Genomic DNA, 19,272 nt, shown 5'->3' with positions numbered 1-19,272 from the left:
TCTTTCTGAAACGCATTTTAATTATTGTAATGTTATTTATTACAACTTTTAGTTATGCTTCATTTATATTAATTCCAATGGATGATGTTACACAAACCAATCATTTAAAAGCATATGGAATTACATTTTGGTCTTTAAAAAGAGGAAATACAGCGCAATGGTTACTTAATTATGAAGGAGGTTCTTTTTTATTAGAAGATAATGAAGCAACCAGAAACGAATGTAAAATTAGAGGTGTAACTTTTCAAGTAATATCAGATACGCAAGCAGCAAATATTTTACAAGAAATTAGTAGTCCTTCAAAAAATATGGAAGCTGTTATTTTAGAAAAAGCACCTAAAATTGCAGTATATTCTCCAAAAGATAAAATGCCTTGGGATGATGCAGTAACTATGGTATTAACATATGCAGAAATACCTTTTGATGTTGTTTATGATGAAGAAGTATTGAATGAAAAATTACTTTTATATGAGTGGTTACATTTACATCATGAAGATTTTACGGGGCAGTATGGTAAATTTTACGGAGCATATAAAACAGCACCCTGGTATATAGAACAAAAAAAATCTGCCGAAAATTTGGCTGCAAAATTAGGGTATTCTAAAGTTTCTGAACAAAAATTAGCTGTAGCATTAAAAATTAGAGATTTTGTTATTGGTGGTGGTTTTATGTTTGCAATGTGTTCTGCAACTGATAGTTTTGATATTGCTTTATCTGCCGAAAGTGTAGATATTTGTGAAACAATGTTTGATGGTGATCCATCAGAAATTGATTATCAAAATAAAATAGATTATAATAAAACTTTTGCTTTTAAAGATTTTACATTAGTTAGAAATCCAATTGAATATGAGTTTTCTTCAATTGATATGACTCGTAAACGTCAAAATATAAAACGTACAGCAGATTATTTTTCATTAAAAGAATATTCTGCAAAATGGGATCCAATACCTACCATGTTATGTCAAAATCATACACAATTAATTAAAGGTTTTATGGGACAAACTACTTCTTTTGATAGAGATGCTGTAAAATCAAATGTTTTAGTGATGGGGGAGATAAAATTAAATAGAGAAGCGCGTTATATACATGGTGTTAAAGGTAAAGGGATGTTTACTTTTTATGGTGGTCACGATCCAGAAGATTATCAACATAGAGTAGGAGATCCAAAAACAGAGTTAGATTTACATCCAAATTCTCCTGGATACCGTTTAATATTAAATAATGTGCTGTTTCCTGCAGCAAAAAAGAAAAAGCAAAAAACTTAAAATAGGGTACTGTTAATAAAGCACTTAAAATTTTATTGATAAAAGTTATTGCTTCATAGTACTAAAATAGTATTTTTGTTTTTTTAAATAAAAATATATAATGTCAACTACACAACAACTGCAAGATTTTGCACAACAAGTAAGAAGAGATATAGTTAGAATGGTACATGCTGTAAATTCTGGTCACCCTGGAGGTTCTTTAGGATGTAATGAGTTTTTAACCGTACTATATCAAGATACAATGAAATATAGTACCGATTTTACTATGGATGGTAAAGATGAAGATGTATTCTTTTTATCAAACGGACATATTTCTCCGGTTTTTTATAGTGTTTTGGCAAGAAGTGGTTTTTTTCCAGTTTCAGAATTAGCTACTTTTAGATTATTAAATTCACGTTTACAAGGTCATCCAACTACACATGAAGGTTTACCTGGTGTTAGAATTGCTTCAGGTTCTCTTGGTCAAGGAATGAGTGTTGCCCTTGGAGCGGCTCAAGCTAAAAAATTAAATGGAGATACACGTTTAGTTTATTCTTTACACGGAGATGGTGAATTACAAGAAGGTCAAAACTGGGAAGCAATTATGTATGCTGCTGGTAAAAATGTTGATAATTTAATTGCTACAATTGATTATAACGGTCAACAAATAGATGGTTCTACAGACCATGTAATGCCAATGGGAGATTTAAAAGCTAAATTTGAAGCTTTTGGATGGATTGTTTTAGAGGTTGAAAAAGGAAATGATATTGATACTATTAAAGCAAGTTTAGCAGAAGCAAAATCATTAACAGGTAATGGAAAACCAGTTTGTATTTTATTAAAAACTGAAATGGGTAACGGAATTGATTTTATGATGGGAACTCACGCTTGGCACGGAAAAGCACCAAGTGATGCTCAATTAGAAGATGCTCTTGCTCAAAATCCTGAAACTTTAGGAGATTATTAAATATACCATTTAAAGAGTTTATAACTAAGACTGTTTAAAAAGTTTTAAATTTATCATCATTTTGAAATACATTCAGAATGAAGGAATTTTACTTTTTAAACAGTCTTATTCTTTTTTTAAGATATATTTATAATATAAAACACATCTTATTGTAAGTTTCAATTTATATTTACAACTAAGTATAAAAGTTGATAAATTCAACCTTTAAATTTTTTAATCATTTAATAATTAGTATGAAAGTAGGAATTGTTTGTTATCCAACATTTGGAGGTAGTGGAGTAGTAGCATCTGAATTAGGTATGTCTTTAGCAAAAGAAGGAAATGAAGTGCATTTTATTACTTATAAACTTCCTGTTAGATTAGATTTTATTTCAAATAACATTCATTTTCACGAAGTTTTTGTTGAAGAATATCCATTATTTCAATTTCAACCATACGAATTAGCACTTTCAAGTAAAATAGTAGAAGTTGTTGAAATGTACAATTTAGAGATTTTACATGTACATTACGCAATTCCTCATGCATATGCAGCTTATATGGCAAAACAAATGCTAAAAGAAAAAGGAATTGTAGTAAAAGTTGTAACTACTTTACACGGAACAGATATAACTTTAGTTGGAAGTCATCCAAATTATAAAACAGCTGTAGAATTTAGCATCAACCATTCTGATGTTGTTACAACGGTTTCAGATAGCTTAAAAAGCGACACATTAAGGTTGTTTAATATTAAAAAAGAGATTCAAGTAATATATAATTTTATTGATTTTGATAAATACCCAGAAATTACTGATGAAGAATGCCAAAGAAGTAGTATTGCTCAGAATAACGAAAAAATAGTAACCCATATTAGTAATTTACGCCCAGTTAAAAGAGCGTGGGATGTTATTGATATTTTTTATAAAATTCAGAAAAAAATACCATCAAAATTATTATTAGTTGGAGAAGGCCCAGATCGAGAACGTATAGAATGTATGGCAAAAGATTTAGGGATTCTAGATAAAATACTTTTTTTAGGAAATAGTAACGAAGTGAATAAGTTATTGTGTTATTCAGATTTATTTTTATTACCATCTGAAACTGAAAGCTTTGGCTTAGCAGCTTTAGAAGCTATGGCAGCTAAAACACCTGTTATTTCTACTAATTCTGGTGGTTTGCCAGAGGTTAATATTGAAGGAGTTACAGGGTTTTTAAGCAATATTGGTGATACCGATAATATGGCTAAAAATGGAATATATATTTTAGAATCTGATGAAAGACTGTTAAAATTTAAGCAAAATGCATTTGCACAAGCTCAACAATTTAGTTTACAAAATATATTACCAGGTTATATAGAAACGTATAAAGAAGTTTTAGGTAAATAAAGTAAATAGATTTATTTAGGATCTATAATAATCTAAAGCATCAATTAATAATTTTTTTTCTACTTTACAGTTAAATTTAAAGTTCTCATAATTTGTAAGTAATACAAAATTTACTTGTCCACCAACATTCTTTTTATCGTGAATTAAAAGCTCTATTATAGCATCATAATCAGAAGTTTCAATTATAACATTTCCATAAATTTTAAGTAATTTACTTTTAATATCTGCTACTTCATCTTCAGGAAAATTTAATAATTTTTGAGATAGATATGTTTCAGTAATCATACCAATTGCAATAGCTTCTCCGTGAGTTAACTTTTCTTTATTTTCAGACTCTAAAAAATATGACTCAATAGCGTGTCCTAAAGTATGTCCAAAATTTAAAATTTTACGAAGTCCATGTTCTTTAGGATCTTCTGTAACCACTTCGTTTTTAATCTCAATAGAACGATGAATTAAAGTGCTTATACCTCTAATAGTTAGTTCTTTAAATGACTTTATGTTGTTCCATAGTTTAACATCGTAAGACAGTCCATATTTAATAATTTCAGCCAATCCAGATCTAATTTCACGTTCTGTTACCGTTTCTAAATATCTTGTATCAATAAGCACCATTTCTGGATCTGAAAACAATCCTATTTGGTTTTTTAAAACGCCTAAATCTACACCAGTTTTTCCACCTACAGAAGCATCGACCATACTTAATAGGGTAGTAGGAATATTAATAAATGCAATACCACGTTTAAAACATGAAGCTACAAAACCACCTAAATCTGTAATAACTCCACCTCCTAAATTAATAAGTAAACTTTTTCTATCAGCTCCTAATTCGGTTAATGCCTGCCAAACACCAGTACAAGTGTCTAAATTTTTATTTTCTTCACCAGCTTCAATTTCAATAATTTCTATTTCAGAAGTAGTTTCCATAACTTCCAATAAAATTGGTAAACAATATTGATTTGTATTTTCATCAACTAAAATAAAAATTTTAGAAGGGATATTTGAAGCTAAATAGGTGTTTAATTTCAAGTAAGCTTCATCATTAAAGTTTACAAAGTAGTTATTGGATAATATAGGTTTCATTTTGGATAATATTTTAGTGCAAATTAAAGGTAAAAAAATGAAAAAAATAAATGTTTGTAATTATCTTTGATTAAATACAATCAACAATGAAAAAAATATTTGATAACACGGAAATTGCTTTTGCAATAAAATCAAATTCCGAACTAGACAGAGCTTTTTATCTTTTTGAAATGATAAAGCGAGAACCTCTAGTTAAAATTGGTACAGCAGTAACCAAGTTTGCTTTAAAAACGCATTTACCTGTTGAAGGTATCATACGAGCAACTGTTTTTGACCATTTCTGTGGAGGAATTACAGAAGAAGATTGTATGCCAACAATCGATAAAATGTATAGCAAAAATGTACATTCTGTTTTAGATTATTCAGCTGAAGGTAAGGAGGTTGAGTCTCAATTTGATTTGGCAATGGAAAAAACATTAAATACCATTAAATTTGGAAAAGAAAAATTAGGAATTCCATTTGCAGTATTTAAACCAACTGGTTTTGGTAAGTTTAAAATTTACCAAAAAATAACAGAAGATACACCATTAGACCCTCATGAAGAAGTTGAGTGGAAACGCATTAAAGAGAGGTACGATATAGTATGTAAAGCTGCTTTTGATAGAGATGTTCCTTTATTAATTGATGCCGAAGAAACTTGGATGCAAGATGCTGCAGATGATTTAATTGAAGAAATGATGGCTAAGTATAATAAAGAAAAAGTAATTGTATTTAGCACATTGCAATTGTATAGATGGGATCGATTGGATTATTTAAAAAGCTTACACGAACGTGCTAAAAAACAAGGTTTTAAAATAGGTATGAAATTAGTTCGTGGAGCATACATGGAAAAAGAAAGAGAACGTGCTGAAGAAAAAGGGTATAAAGATCCAATTTGTGCAAATAAACAAGCTACAGACACTATGTTTAACGACGTATTAACGTATATGTTCAAAAATATAGAAGATATGGCTATTTTTTCAGGTACACATAATGAAGAAAGCTCTTACCTATTAATGGATTTAATCGCAAAATCTGGTTTAGATAAAAATGATTCCAGAATTTGGTTTGGGCAATTGTATGGAATGAGTGATCATATTAGTTATAATTTAGCGAATGCAGGTTATAATGTTGCAAAATATCTACCGTTTGGCCCCGTTAGAGACGTAATGCCATACTTAATTAGACGTGCTGAAGAAAATACTTCTGTAGCCGGACAAACCAGTAGAGAGCTTCGCTTATTAAAAGAAGAAAGGGAAAGAAGAAAAATTTAATTTATATGAATTTTCAAAATAAAAGAGTTGTTTTTACTAAAAAAACAACTCTTTAATAATTTTAAACAGTTGTATCGTTTTTCTTGCCTCCACGTAAAAATATAAGCAAAACTACAATTAGTCCTAAAAAGACTAAAAACATTATAATTGCGCCTATAATTCCCCAATTCCAGCTAACTAATGGTAAGTTGTTTAGTATCATAATAGTAGGTTTTATTCAAAAATATAAATTTTTAAAAAATCATAATTCAACTTTTGTTACAATAAACCAAATAAAACAATTACTTTTGCAGCCTCTAAAAAATTCGGAATATGCAATCTATCAGAAATATAGCAATTATTGCTCACGTTGATCACGGTAAAACTACGTTGGTTGATAAAATTATTGACCAAGCTCACATATTAGATGAGCGTAAAGTTAGAACAGATCTTTTATTAGATAATAATGATTTGGAGCGAGAGCGAGGAATTACTATTTTATCTAAAAACGTATCAATAAATTACAAAGGCGTAAAAATTAATATTATTGACACACCTGGTCACGCCGATTTTGGTGGAGAAGTTGAACGTGTATTAAAAATGGCTGATGGTGTTTTACTATTAGTTGATGCTTTTGAAGGTCCAATGCCTCAAACACGTTTTGTGTTAGGAAAAGCATTAGAACTTGGATTAACACCAATTGTTGTTGTAAATAAAGTTGATAAACCTAACTGTACACCAGATATTGTACACGAAAAAGTTTTTGATTTAATGTTTGCATTAGATGCTACAGAAGAACAATTAGAATTTGATACAATTTACGGTTCAGCTAAAAATGGTTGGATGAGTAGAGATTGGAAAGACGAAACTACAGATATTGTACCTCTTTTAGACTCTATACTTAAAAATATACCAGAAGCACCATACAAAGAAGGAACAGTACAAATGCAAATTACTTCGTTAGATTTTACATCTTTTGTTGGTAGAATTGCTATTGGACGTGTTTTTAGAGGTGATTTAGAAGAAGGTAAAGATTATATGCTTTGTAAAGCAGATGGTAGCTTTAAGAAAGTACGTATTAAAGAACTACATACCTTTGAAGGTTTAGGTAAAAATAAAGCTTCTAAAGTTAGAAGTGGTGATATTTGTGCAATTACAGGTATAGAAGGATTTGATATTGGGGATACAATTGCCGATTTAGAAAACCCAGAAGCTTTACCAAGATTAAAAGTAGATGAACCTACAATGAGTATGTTGTTTACAATTAATAATTCTCCTTTCTACGGAAAAGAAGGGAAATATGTAACTTCTCGTCATTTACGTGATAGATTGTTTAAAGAAACAGAAAAAAACTTAGCACTTAGAGTTGAAGAAACTGATACAGAAGATAAGTTTAACGTTTTTGGACGTGGAATTTTGCATTTATCTGTATTAATTGAAACAATGCGTAGAGAAGGATATGAGTTACAAGTTGGACGTCCACATGTAATTATTAAAGAAATTGATGGTGTTAAATGTGAACCTTATGAAACCTTAGTTATAAATGTTCCTGAAGAATCTGCTAGTAAAGCTATTAACTTAGTAAGCTTAAGAAAAGGAGATTTATTAGTAATGGAACCAAAAGGAGATTTACAACATTTAGAATTCGATATCCCATCTAGAGGTTTAATAGGCTTACGTAATAAAATTTTAACAGCAACAGCTGGTGAAGCTATTATTAATCATAGATTACGTGGTTTCGATGCTTACAAAGGAGAAATTGCTACTTCTAATAATGGTGCTATTGTTTCTGCAGAAACAGGTAAAGCAACAGCTTATTCTATCGATAAATTACAAGATAGAGGTAAGTTTTTTATAGATCCTAATCAAGATATTTATAAAGGTCAGGTTGTTGGAGAAAACAACAAACAAGAAGATATGGCAGTTAATTTAATTAAAGGTAAAAAATTAACAAACGTCCGTAAATCTGGAACAGATGATAGTGTTAAAATTGCTCCAAAAATAGATTATTCTTTAGAAGAATGTATGGAGTATATTAAAGAAGATGAGTATTTAGAAATTACTCCTCTAAGTTTACGTATTCGTAAAATCTCATTTAGATAAATACTTTTAGTTTTAAAATATTTAAACGCTTCCAATTATTGGAAGCGTTTTTTTTATATTTATAATTCTAATATTCAGCAATTCAGGTAAAAACATATAGTTATAAGCAACCTTAGTCACTTACTTATTTAAAATTAAGTATGAAATTTGATTAGATTTTTAAGTTATAAATGATGAAATTATTAAAATTTTTATTAGTTCTTACTTTAATATTTTTTACAGCATGTTCCAATAACAAAAGCAATAAAAATATTTCAAATGGAATAGCTGTTTTATCTAATAATGAAGAAGGATATAAATTACTACAAAAAAATTGTTATGCTTGTCATTCGGTAACTTCAAAATCACACGATGATATTATAGCTCCTCCTATGATTGCAATTAAAAAGAGGTATATGATGTCTTATTCTACTGAAAATGAATTTGTAACAGCATTTACAAAATGGACTTTAAACCCAAATAAAGAAAATGCATTAATGTTTGGAGCCGTTCAAAACTTTAAAACAATGCCGAAACTACCATTTAACGAAATTGATATGGTAAAAATAGCAAGCTATGTTTTTAATAATGAATTAGAAAAACCAGTTTGGTTTCAAAGTCATTATAATGAAGAACATCCAAATGGAATGGGAAATGGCAATGGAAAAAGAAGAGGAATGCAGCGAGGTTTTTAAGTGTTTTTATAATTGTGTATAGAAACACTTAACTTTCGCTAACTATTTGGAATAAAACTACTTATTTGGAATTAAAATTTAATACTAAATTCAATTAAAGCTGATAATAATCATACAAATACTCTATTTTAAGTTTTAAATTTATCATATATTATTGTTATTATAATGTTAGTAAATAAAAAAATAGCTATTAAAGTTCACTTTAATTCTAAGAAATTAAGTGTTTAATTTAATTCAAAATAAAGAAAATTCAATTGTAATTTTCTTCAACAAGATTATTTAATAAATACTTTTAACTACAAAATTTAAAATATCCAATGCATAGAAAATGATAAAGTAAGTTTAACCTTAAAAATATATAATATGAAAAGTACCACCCCTGAAAAATCAAAAGAACCTTGTACAAGCATAGAAGAATTGTATAAAAAAACACAAGATTGGGTTGCGGAAATCGAGTTTATTAAAATTGAACAACAATTTTTAAAGGAATTACTCGCTGAGCATATTATTGAATTGTGTGAATCTGACAATTTTAATAAAGCTAAATTACTGCTTAAAGGAATTGATCACGAATCTATTTTAGGTGACGATTTATTAATTTCTATCGACGACCATAATGTTAATCTATCTCTTCTTTTAGAAAATATATATTTAAAAAGAGAAGCTAATTTTAGAAATAATCATAAATTGATAGAAATTGAAGTAATTAATTACATTCAAAACTTTAGATATATTAAAGAACAGATTTACGAGTTGGTATTATTAATTATGAAAAATAATAAAAATCACCATATGTTATCTAACTAAAAAAGTGGTAGTTTTTATAAATTAAATTTTCCAATTAAATAATTTAATAATTTTATTCCAATCATCTGGTAATGTAGCATTCACAGAAATAACTGTTTCTAAAATAGGATGCTTAAATTGAATTGAATTTGCATGTAAAAATATATTTTTGCACGCAAATTCAGTTTCAAACATTCTGTTATGAAACCGATCTCCATATTTATAATCACCAACAATTGGGCGACTCACCTTGTTCATATGAATTCTAAGTTGGTGCATTCTGCCAGTTTTTGGTATTAGTTCAACCAAGCTATATCTAGAAAATTTATAGGGATGAACGGCAATATCTAATTCAATTTTTTCTATAGGTTTACAACTAGTCGCAGCATCTTTATAAACTTTTGTATCGGGATTTTTAACAGGAGTAGTAATTTCTATTGCTTCATCTACAAAACCACGAACAATAGCTAAATAGCTTTTTTTAATAGTGTTAGCATTAAATAATTCTTGAAATTTAGCTACTTGATCTTTTTGTTTTGCCAAAACCAATACACCTGAAGTTTTTCTATCTAGTCTATGAATAGGGTATAGGTCTAAGCCTAATTGTTCTTTCAATAAATTTAATAGGGTAGCATCTTTTATATTTCTAGCGTAATACGAATTGTGAACTAAAACATTGTTTGGTTTGTTTACAATAACCAAATAATTATCTTCAAAAAGAATTTGTACTTTCATTGTGTAAATATACATTTTCAATAAAAATTCAGGGATTTAAATTAAAAAAAATACGAATATAAATCACTTAAATTATATTATGTTCAATCATTCTTTTTTTTATACTTTTGAACTTTTAATATTCGTATATTAAAAATAAATTTTATTAAAATAATTAAAATGCTAAAAAAATGAAAAAACTAGTAATGCTAACTCTTTTTGTATGCACAATACTATCTTGTGGAACATCAAAAACAGTTATTCAATCTAAAAAAGTGATTAAAGGCTATTGGACTTTAAACAATATCTCTTACAGTGAAGCTGGTACATTTAATGTAACTTTATTAAATGATGCACCAACAGAATGTTTTGAAGGAAGTACTTGGAGATTTATACCAAATAATAATACAGGTATTTATACAATAAATAATGGAAATTGTGTAATTGGCGATCGCAATTTTGTGTTTACAATACAAGAAGTTGATGAAGAAACAGGTTTGTATAACTTTTTATTAAAACCAACAGACTCAAAAAATAAATCAGCTGACAATGTAGGTTTTAGATTAAACTTAACACAATTGTCTGATACAAATATGCAATGGGAACAAACAGTTTTATTAGAAGGTAAACCTTTTAATATTTATATGAATTTTATAAAAAATAACGAATAATGACAACAATATTTAAAAAAATAGGATTTGGAATATTAGCAGTACTACTAGCATTAAACATTAGTAGTTGTGAGGCTACAAAAAATGCAAGTAATACACAAAAAGGAGGTGTAATAGGTGCTGCAGGTGGAGCTCTTTTAGGTGCAATTATTGGTAATAATGTTGGAACAAAAGGTGATGGAGCAGAACTAGGAGCCGTTATTGGTGGAGTAGTAGGTGGTGGTGCCGGAGTACTAATCGGTAAAAAAATGGATAAACAAGCGCAACAAATTGAAGAAGAAATTCCTGGTGCTGTTGTAGAACGTGTAGACGATGGAATTGTAGTTACTTTTGATGAAAATAGTGGTGTTTATTTTGATACCAATAAATACAATATTAATAGTGATTCAGAAACGTTATTAAATAAATTAGCTGGTATTTTAATTGAATATCCAGATACAAATGTACTAGTTGTAGGACATACAGATAGTACTGGTGCAGATGCGTATAATATGACGCTTTCTCAAAATAGAGCTTATGCTGTAACTAATTTTTTCACTAATAAAGGGTTAAGTTCATCTAGGTTTACAACAAAATGGTTTGGGGAAGAACAACCAATTGCTGATAACACTACAGAAGAAGGTCGTTCTAAAAACAGAAGGGTAAACATTGGAATTATACCTAACGACAAAATGAAAGCAGACGCAGAAAAAGAAGCTGGAAATTAAATAGCAATTATATAAAACAACTGTTTAAAAAGTTTTAATTAATATAGAACTTTTTAAACAGTTGTTTATTTTTTATACTAACAAAATTTGTGGAAAACATACTAGAATTAATAAACGCACACCAATTAACACCTGTTAGTTGGTTTTTTTCATTTTTAGCAGCATTCTTATTAGGAACCAGTAAAGCTGGAATAAAAGGTGTTGGAGTTGTAATTGTAACCTTAATGGCTATAGTTTTTGGTGGAAAATCATCTACTGGAGCATTAATACCAATGATGTTATTTGCAGATCTTATGGCTGTTATTTATTACAACAAATATACCCAATGGAAGTACTTAGTAAAATTAATGCCAACAATGGTTATAGGTGTATTAATAGGAGTGTGGTTTGGTAACGATATTTCAGATGAAGTATTTAAACGCATTATGGCATTTTTAATATTAGGAATTGTTATTTTTATGTTTGTTATGGAAAAACGAAAATCTACCGCTGTTCCTAACACTCGTATTTTTTCTAATACTATGGGACTTTTATCTGGTTTTACATCTATGATAGGTAATTTAGCTGGAGCATTTTCAAATATTTATTTTTTAGCAATGCGTTTTCCAAAAAACGAGTTTATTGGTACAGCAGCTTGGCTGTTTTTTATAATTAATATTTTTAAATTACCCTTTCATATCTTTGTTTGGAAAACAATTTCTGTAGAAACTTTAACCATTAATATAGTTTTAATTCCGGCAATACTTATTGGTTTTTTCTTGGGAATTAAATTAGTAAAATTGATTAATAATGAAGCCTACCGTAAATTTATTATATTAGTTACGGCAATAGGAGCAGTGATTTTATTATTTAAATAATTATAATTTATGGAAGAGCACTTTTTTCAATGTCCATATTGTTGGGAAGAAATTTCTATGCTATTTGATACTTCAGTGCATAATCAAACATATATTGAAGATTGCGAAATTTGTTGCAATCCTATTGAAATAAACCCTGTATTTAATAATTCAGAATTAATTGCTTTAAATATTTTAAATATTGAACAATAATTGAAAATATTACATATAAATAATTGAAGTTAAACTATTTAAGTACTTAATACTTGTTTTAATTGTGATATAGATTGCATTCCAGATTGTCTCCAAGTTTGTTTACCATTTTTAAAAACCATAAACGTAGGCACACCTTGAACTTGATACTTAGCAGCCAATGTTTGATTGGTATCTACATTTATTTTTATAATTTTTACAGTATCTTTTAATTCACTTTTTAACTGTTTTAAAACTGGAGCCATTGATTTACAAGGACCACACCAATCTGCATAAAAATCAACTAATACAGGTACTTCTTGATTTACTATTTCGTTAAAAGACTTTTTCATAATTTATAGATTTTATACTACTAAAATTACAAAATTTACTTTAAATATTTAATTAAAAGGAAGTGTTTAGCTGATATTTTTATTTAAACTACGGTTTAAATAAAGCGTAATTAAAATAGCTATAAAACTACAAATACAAAAACCAATAAAAAGGGGTAGGGCGGTATTATTTACATATCTACCAATTAATGTACTAATTGGAACAGCCATAATAGTAGAAATAAAACCAGTTATTGCCGCACCAATTCCTGCAACATGTGCAATTGGTTGCATTGCTAAAGCTCTTAAATTTCCAAAAAGGAATCCGATTGAGAAAAATTGAAGCGCAAAAAACACTAATAGAATTTCAATTCTTGGATTTTCACTATTAAAAAATAGTAAAACATAGAGAAAAGAAACACCAAAAAATGTATATAAAGCAATAGTTGCCAATCGTTTCATTCCAAACTTAATCACAACAGAACCATTAGAAAGACTAGCAGCACCCATAGAAATTGCTAAGCCAGCAAAGATAAATGGAAATTCATTTGCTAAATTATATTGATGTTGAAAAATTTGTTGTGAAGTACTTAAATATACCATAAAAGATCCTGTAATAAAGCCTGAAATAAGAGTATATCCAATAGTTTCTTTGAATTTAAATATTTCTTTAGCTCCATCAATAGCGAGAGTTCTTGTAAATTTTATACGATATTCAGGGTGTAATGTTTCAGGTTGACGAAACCAAAACCATATTGAAACAACTACTACTATTACCAATTGAAAATAAAAAATAGCCTCCCAATTATACATTTCTAAAGCAAGTTTACCCAATGCAGGTGCTATAATAGGTACTAGTAAAAAAACTACCGTAATAAACGACATAATTCTAGCCATATAATCGCCATTATAAGTGTCTCTTACAATTGCAATGCTAATAGTTCTTGGAGCAGAAAGACCAACACCTTGAAGAATTCTACCAACAATCATTACTTCAATAGATTGCGCATTAATACAGATAAAACTAGCAATAACAAATATTGAAAAACCAATATAAACAACTGGTTTTCTGCCTATTGAATCTGAAATAGGACCAAATAATAAAGGGCCAATACCCAAACCTAAAAATATCATAATAATTAAAAGTTGATTTTCATTATTAGATTTAGTTCCAATAGAAGCGCCAATAATGTCTAAAGCTGGAAGTAATGCATCAATTGCAAGCGCAACAACAGACATTAATGCGGCCATTAATGCAATAAATTCAAATTGAGAAATCTTATTTTTAAGCATTCTGCAAATGTAATAGAATTGTATTACCATATAACTTTTTTTTATAGTAAAAACTGATCTAACCATAAGAATTTGTAATTTGTACACCTAAATAAAAATTATGGATATTGCATTATTAAAAGAAAATATTGGAGGAGTTGATATTTATATTTTAGATCAAATACTAAAGGAAAACTACCAACAAGGTGCCGTTATATTAGACGCAGGTTGTGGAAAGGGTAGAAATTTAAAATGGTTTTATAATGCAGGCTTTAAAATTTATGGTTCTGACAATGATAGCAGTAGTATTCAATATTGTAAAGAATTGTATTCACAACAAAAAGATAATTTTACTGTAGCTTCTGTAGATGAAATGCCTTATAAGACAGCTTATTTTAATCATATTATTTGTAATGCCGTATTACATTTTGCAGAAGATTTAAGCCATTTTTTAAAAATGTTTCAAGAATTACTTCGAATATTAAAACCTCAGGGAACTTTATTAATACGAATGGCTTCAAATTTTGGATTAGAAAACCAAGTTGAATTAATTTCTAATGGTGTTTATAATTTACCAGACGGATCAACACGATTTTTATTAACACAAACACTTTTGGATGATTTATTTAAAAATACAAACATAAAATTAATAGAAGATTTAAAAACTACCATCGTTCATCAAAAAAGAAGTATGAGCACATTAGTGATTCAAAAACAATAGATATTATTAAAGAGTATGCAATATAGTGTTTTAAAAACTCTATTTAACATAATATAAATTATAGTACATTTTATAACAATTAGAGAAATAGCGCTTTTGGGCGATATTTTACATAATCATAGATATAATCAACACGTAGTGTTTTATATCGTTTATGATTATGTACAAGCTAATTGTGGCCTCGTTAGAATAATTTAGTTGTGTAGTTATAATTCTATATTTTGTTTTCTTTGCTAAGCATTGTTTAAAAACATTTGAATCTATAATTTTATTATGCTAATATTTGAAGCATTCGTTTTCTTAACGATATTCTGTATATAAATTAAATAATTTTCAAATATACTATTCTCAGCAAAGTTCTTGTTTATTAATTTGTAGCTATGGTTTCTTAAGTTTATTTACAATTAGGTCTAAAATATGAACTATCAAAAATTATGTATTGTTATACGCCTAAATAAGTACGCTCATTCGCCGATTGTTTTGTCTAAAGTTTTTAAGGCTATTTTGCCTACGCATCATTATTTTGGTAATAATGCTCTACTTCTATTTAACATAATATTATAAAACTAAATTTTTAGTTTGTCAATCAAATTATCTTCTAAAGTTTAATAATACAATCTAAAATCAAGTAGTTTACATACTTTGTAATGTTTTTGATGCAACTCTTCAACAACATCAAACATATTCTCATCTTCGTTAAATAAATTAAAAAATGCCATATCAAGATTTGAACTAGTTATTCCATTGTATTTGTTACCGTAGCCAGAAACAGCTTTAGCGCCAGTTATATCCAAAAAATATTGCGCTTCTTCTTCGTCTAAATCTAGAATTTTTGCATTTGAAAAATGTAAAATCTTCCCTTCTAAACTTCCTTCAAAAATTTCTGCAATTTCTTGCAAACTATAGTAGTAGTTATTTAAACAAATACTATTTGCTTCACCTGCTATAACCAAATAGATTATTTCATAGTTTTTAAAATTATGATCATCCAAGACCAATGCATTTAAGCTAGTTTCTAAACCTTCAATGGTATCGCATGTATTGTAAATACTGGCTACTCCATATTGTCTGCTCAAATGTTCTAAGCTTTTTTGTGCTTCGGTAACCTTGTCAGTTTCTATATCATGAATAGCTTCTAAACAGTAAATAAAATAATCTGTATCTATAAATTGTTCTTGGGGTAATTGTTGAGTTTTCTTTAACAAATTTCAGGTTTTATATAAAATAAATAAAACACAAAAATAATATAACTCTTTTATTCTTTTCAGTAATTTTATAAAAAATACATGGAAACTATATGCTTAGGCTTTTTAATATTACTTTTCCATTGATGAAAAGTAACCAAAAATCTAAGCTTACGAATACTTATCTAAATTTTTCGTTCGGCATCTAAATTTCAATGACTCGTTATTGTAATTTGAATAGCGATATTAATTCGTTGAACTCAAACAGCTTGAAATTTTACGATGCTTTCACTTCAAATTTTACGATAACTATTCGATAGGCCGAAGACTACGTAATTAGCATTTAGTTTTAAATTATAAAATTAAGATGCTTAAACGTGTTTAGGAGAACAATGTAAAAAGCTTATTGTTTAAACTAAACAAAATAATAAAACTGTAAATATCATTTGGAAGTTTCAACCAGTAAGAATAGTGCAGACAAAGCTCAGAGATTCAGCGACTGGTAAGGAGCGCTGAGTTTGGCAAACGGTGCTTGCAATTCCTATCTGGTTGTGCCCTTTTCTTTGGTTCGTTTCTTTTGGCATAAAAGAAATGAATGAAATATAAAAGTCACCACTTCACCCCCACCTTTTATATCAACAGATTCCCAGTCAAGCAGAAACTAAACTGCTGAGTATTGAGAAATTTAAATCCCTTTAATGCGTTGCCATAAATTAGATAGCATAAATTGTGCATCTCTTTCATTTTTAGGTAGTTCAGTAGCTGTAATTATACCATTGGTTTCTTTAAGCAGATATGAAAACACAAAAACAGGTTCTTTATTTTTTTGTGGAAGTAATCCAAATCGTAAATCGTTAAAATACCAGTTATGGTCTTTTTGTTCTAAAATAAACCAACCTTTACTAATGGCAATTAATCGTTTCACATTGGGGTATTGCATCAACGGTGTTGAATCTTTACGATTTTTAGGATAAACTGTAAATATTATTGGTGCAGTATCAAAAAAGGAATAATCACTTATCAAATAACTATCTTCGGTTGCTATATTGGCATTCCAAAGTATAATGTTCATTGGTGACGGACGTGTACTGATTTCAGAATATTCAATTCCTTGTTTTTGTAAAGCGGCTTCAAATTTATGTGTCACAACAAATTTAACAGCCACTGCAATTAATAAATAACAGGAAGATAGTATTAATCCTAAATTGTTGAAAAGGTGTCTTTTTTTTGAAGTCCGTTTATAACACATTGCAATTATGGTAAACACCAAAAAAGGCAATGTATACAGCGGATCGATTACAAAAATGGAATTAAAAGCTAAATGAATATCCAGCGGCCAAAACAGTTGTGTACCCCAAGTAGTAAAAGCATCTAAAAGCGAATGTGTAAATAAGCCCCAAAAAAAGAGTTTTGCCCAGGGTTTCCAATCTAGATTTAATTTCCGTTCCAGCTTATTTACCAGCCAACCTAAAAGTGGACTCATAACAATGCAAAACAGAATAGAATGACTAATTCCACGATGCCATTCTATGGCGGTTATGGTGTCTGTAAACTTTCCAACTACCACATCTAAATCTGGTATGGTACCAGCAATAGCACCGTAAAACAGGGCTTTATTTCCTATTTTTTTACCTAAAACAGCATTTCCTACTGCAGCACCAAGAACAATTTGAGTTAATGAATCCAAAAAATGTTTTTTAAGAAGTTGCTACAAATATAATTTAAAATAAATACTCCGTAATTTCAAGTTGTTTTTTGAAGTGTAAATGAGATTATTCAGTACTATTCACTGTAATATTCTAACACCTTAACTATTGTTTCTTCACAAACTTCACAATACTCTTTGGTACTGTTAGATTTCATTTTACATTCTTGAAAAGCCCTATAAACACCCTTTGATGTATAGCCACCTCCTTCATAAACACCTATTTTAGTTAGATTTTTAGGTGAAGCTTTTGTTGGAAATTCTAATTTTTTTGGAAGTTTATTTTTCCATTTTTTATCAAAATTAACAAGTGTTGTTATGTTTTCTTCTCTAGGTTCTAAAGTTGTATCATAAAAAGAACTCATATCATCATCATAGTAATATTCGTCTGCAAGCCAAGCCAATCCATGGCCAAATTCGTGGCTAAAAACTTCTTCTGTAAATTCATTATCAGATGTACATAAATTATAGAAATTATAAATAGCACCGCCACCATATTTATCGGTATTTACTAAAATATAAATTTGGTCGTAATAACTAACTCCTGCTATATCTTTTATGGATTTTATGTCTTTTGTAGTTAAGTAACGTTCACTATCAAAAGTATAGAAATTGGTGTTTAAAGCAGTTTTTTTCCAAATTCCTTCTCCTGGAATATCAGTACCGCTTTCTTTAGATGGAGCAAGTACAGCTCTAATATTTATACTATTTTTGAATTCATTAAAAGGTTTAACTTTAAATAAAGAGGACTTTAACCGTGTAACATCTGCAATAAATTTATCCATTTCATTCTCCGTATATCCCTCAGGTAAAAATAAAATATCAAGTGCTTTGTTTGGAGAATTATTCACTTGAATTTCTTCTACCTTATATGTAAATGCATTTTCATTTTTTATAAAATAATTAGCAGGATCTATTTCTTCTGAATAAATATTAGTCCATTTTTGGCTTTTATCTATGCTATTTATTTCTAAAATTATCTTATTCTTAGGAAATGGAACATTTACACTTTCATAGTAAGATTTCCTTATTTTCTTTGCCTCTGGAGTTGTTTGCCATTCCATAAATAAAGTAGAGTAACCATTTGAATATATGATTGTTTTAGTTTTAGCATCTTTAACAACAACTTTATACTTACCGTAATCAAATGGAGAAATTAAATGCTTTTTACTACCAGACCAATATTTTTCTTTACTATATTCTTCAGGATAAATAACTTCCGTAGTATCTGTACCAGCATGGTGATAATCAAATCTTAATGTAGCTTCTTCAAAATATTCTTCAAATATTATTTTTTGAGCCATTATTTGATTAAATGATAGTATACAAGTGATTAATATAAGTGTTCTAATATTTATAAATTTCTTGATTTTGAACTGTTTCATTTATTTTGAATTTCTTAATTGAAAATGTTTTACATATGTTATGATGTGTACTAATTGATAGTTCTATTTTGTATGTATTCTATTCACTTTAAATGTAATAATA

General features: G+C 28.5%; 20 protein-coding genes. 12 read left to right on the top strand and 8 right to left on the bottom strand.

Translation table 11 applies throughout. The features are described from left to right. Positions 1 to 29 precede the first annotated feature (29 nt). The 3 genes from MHL31_RS03325 to bshA all read left to right on the top strand — a co-directional run bounded on the left by MHL31_RS03325 (position 30) and on the right by bshA (position 3,572). Complete coding sequence (locus MHL31_RS03325; protein WP_240228837.1) at positions 30 to 1,265, top strand: asparagine synthetase B; 1,236 nt, start codon at positions 30 to 32, stop codon at positions 1,263 to 1,265. Between the two features lie 100 nt (positions 1,266 to 1,365). Then, a complete protein-coding gene (locus tag MHL31_RS03320; RefSeq protein WP_240227663.1) occupies positions 1,366 to 2,211 on the top strand; it encodes a transketolase in 846 nt (281 codons plus the stop codon). A 233-nt stretch (positions 2,212 to 2,444) separates the two neighbouring features. Further along, entirely contained in the window at positions 2,445 to 3,572 is a 1,128-nt protein-coding gene (gene bshA / locus MHL31_RS03315; protein WP_240227662.1) for an N-acetyl-alpha-D-glucosaminyl L-malate synthase BshA, read from the top strand. 15 nt (positions 3,573 to 3,587) lie between these two features. Here bshA and aroB read toward each other — a convergent pair whose 3' ends face one another. Next, on the bottom strand, positions 3,588 to 4,655 hold the full coding sequence (gene aroB, locus MHL31_RS03310) for a 3-dehydroquinate synthase (protein ID WP_240227661.1): 1,068 nt from the start codon (positions 4,653 to 4,655) through the stop codon (positions 3,588 to 3,590). A gap of 86 nt (positions 4,656 to 4,741) precedes the next feature. On the opposite strand from aroB, the gene MHL31_RS03305 reads away from it, so the two are divergent. Then, complete coding sequence (locus MHL31_RS03305) at positions 4,742 to 5,908, top strand: proline dehydrogenase family protein (RefSeq protein WP_240227660.1); 1,167 nt, start codon at positions 4,742 to 4,744, stop codon at positions 5,906 to 5,908. Between the two features lie 61 nt (positions 5,909 to 5,969). Here the strand turns inward: MHL31_RS03305 and MHL31_RS03300 are convergent, their stop codons facing one another. Next, positions 5,970 to 6,110 carry a hypothetical protein gene (locus MHL31_RS03300; protein WP_240227659.1) on the bottom strand — a complete coding sequence of 47 codons (141 nt, stop codon included), beginning with the start codon at positions 6,108 to 6,110 and terminating at the stop codon, positions 5,970 to 5,972. 110 nt (positions 6,111 to 6,220) lie between these two features. Here MHL31_RS03300 and typA point away from each other — a divergent pair, with 110 nt between their 5' ends. The 3 genes from typA to MHL31_RS03285 all read left to right on the top strand — a co-directional run bounded on the left by typA (position 6,221) and on the right by MHL31_RS03285 (position 9,471). Continuing rightward, positions 6,221 to 7,990 carry a translational GTPase TypA gene (gene typA / locus MHL31_RS03295; RefSeq protein WP_240227658.1) on the top strand — a complete coding sequence of 590 codons (1,770 nt, stop codon included), beginning with the start codon at positions 6,221 to 6,223 and terminating at the stop codon, positions 7,988 to 7,990. A gap of 173 nt (positions 7,991 to 8,163) precedes the next feature. Beyond that, on the top strand, positions 8,164 to 8,664 hold the full coding sequence (locus MHL31_RS03290) for a c-type cytochrome (protein WP_240227657.1): 501 nt from the start codon (positions 8,164 to 8,166) through the stop codon (positions 8,662 to 8,664). Between the two features lie 363 nt (positions 8,665 to 9,027). Next, the gene (locus MHL31_RS03285) at positions 9,028 to 9,471 is read left to right on the top strand and encodes a hypothetical protein (protein WP_240227656.1); all 444 of its coding nucleotides are present in this window, start codon (positions 9,028 to 9,030) and stop codon (positions 9,469 to 9,471) included. Positions 9,472 to 9,492: 21 nt separating this feature from the next. Here the strand turns inward: MHL31_RS03285 and MHL31_RS03280 are convergent, their stop codons facing one another. Continuing rightward, entirely contained in the window at positions 9,493 to 10,185 is a 693-nt protein-coding gene (locus MHL31_RS03280; RefSeq protein ID WP_240227655.1) for a pseudouridine synthase, read from the bottom strand. A gap of 170 nt (positions 10,186 to 10,355) precedes the next feature. On the opposite strand from MHL31_RS03280, the gene MHL31_RS03275 reads away from it, so the two are divergent. The 4 genes from MHL31_RS03275 (at position 10,356) to MHL31_RS03260 (ending at position 12,591) form a co-directional block, all read left to right on the top strand. After that, positions 10,356 to 10,835, top strand: coding sequence for a lipocalin family protein (locus MHL31_RS03275; RefSeq protein WP_240227654.1), 480 nt, complete (start codon positions 10,356 to 10,358; stop codon positions 10,833 to 10,835). Next, positions 10,835 to 11,542, top strand: coding sequence for an OmpA family protein (locus MHL31_RS03270; protein ID WP_240227653.1), 708 nt, complete (start codon positions 10,835 to 10,837; stop codon positions 11,540 to 11,542). Before MHL31_RS03275 ends, MHL31_RS03270 begins: the two co-directional genes overlap by 1 nt. 89 nt (positions 11,543 to 11,631) lie before the next feature. After that, positions 11,632 to 12,399, top strand: a complete 768-nt coding sequence (locus MHL31_RS03265; RefSeq protein ID WP_240227652.1) for a sulfite exporter TauE/SafE family protein — start codon at positions 11,632 to 11,634, stop codon at positions 12,397 to 12,399. A 9-nt stretch (positions 12,400 to 12,408) separates the two neighbouring features. Continuing rightward, positions 12,409 to 12,591, top strand: a complete 183-nt coding sequence (locus tag MHL31_RS03260; protein ID WP_240227651.1) for a CPXCG motif-containing cysteine-rich protein — start codon at positions 12,409 to 12,411, stop codon at positions 12,589 to 12,591. A 38-nt stretch (positions 12,592 to 12,629) separates the two neighbouring features. Here MHL31_RS03260 and trxA read toward each other — a convergent pair whose 3' ends face one another. Next, complete coding sequence (gene trxA, locus MHL31_RS03255; protein WP_240227650.1) at positions 12,630 to 12,923, bottom strand: thioredoxin; 294 nt, start codon at positions 12,921 to 12,923, stop codon at positions 12,630 to 12,632. 66 nt (positions 12,924 to 12,989) lie between these two features. Then, complete coding sequence (locus tag MHL31_RS03250) at positions 12,990 to 14,195, bottom strand: multidrug effflux MFS transporter (protein ID WP_240227649.1); 1,206 nt, start codon at positions 14,193 to 14,195, stop codon at positions 12,990 to 12,992. A 100-nt stretch (positions 14,196 to 14,295) separates the two neighbouring features. On the opposite strand from MHL31_RS03250, the gene MHL31_RS03245 reads away from it, so the two are divergent. Beyond that, a complete protein-coding gene (locus tag MHL31_RS03245) occupies positions 14,296 to 14,895 on the top strand; it encodes a bifunctional 2-polyprenyl-6-hydroxyphenol methylase/3-demethylubiquinol 3-O-methyltransferase UbiG (RefSeq protein ID WP_240227648.1) in 600 nt (199 codons plus the stop codon). A gap of 605 nt (positions 14,896 to 15,500) precedes the next feature. On the opposite strand, the gene MHL31_RS03240 is transcribed toward MHL31_RS03245, so the two are convergent. The 3 genes from MHL31_RS03240 to MHL31_RS03230 form a co-directional block, all read right to left on the bottom strand. Continuing rightward, entirely contained in the window at positions 15,501 to 16,100 is a 600-nt protein-coding gene (locus MHL31_RS03240) for a DUF6642 family protein (protein WP_240227647.1), read from the bottom strand. Positions 16,101 to 16,764: 664 nt separating this feature from the next. Beyond that, a complete protein-coding gene (locus MHL31_RS03235) occupies positions 16,765 to 17,766 on the bottom strand; it encodes a metal-dependent hydrolase (protein WP_240227646.1) in 1,002 nt (333 codons plus the stop codon). A gap of 95 nt (positions 17,767 to 17,861) precedes the next feature. Then, positions 17,862 to 19,088, bottom strand: a complete 1,227-nt coding sequence (locus tag MHL31_RS03230; protein WP_240227645.1) for a M64 family metallopeptidase — start codon at positions 19,086 to 19,088, stop codon at positions 17,862 to 17,864. Positions 19,089 to 19,272 lie beyond the last annotated feature (184 nt).

It is taken from the genome of Lutibacter sp. A80 (assembly GCF_022429645.1).
In the GTDB taxonomy this organism is placed as follows: domain Bacteria; phylum Bacteroidota; class Bacteroidia; order Flavobacteriales; family Flavobacteriaceae; genus Lutibacter.
Note: the sequence above shows the minus strand (reverse complement) of the source record. Positions and strands in the feature narration are given on the sequence as shown.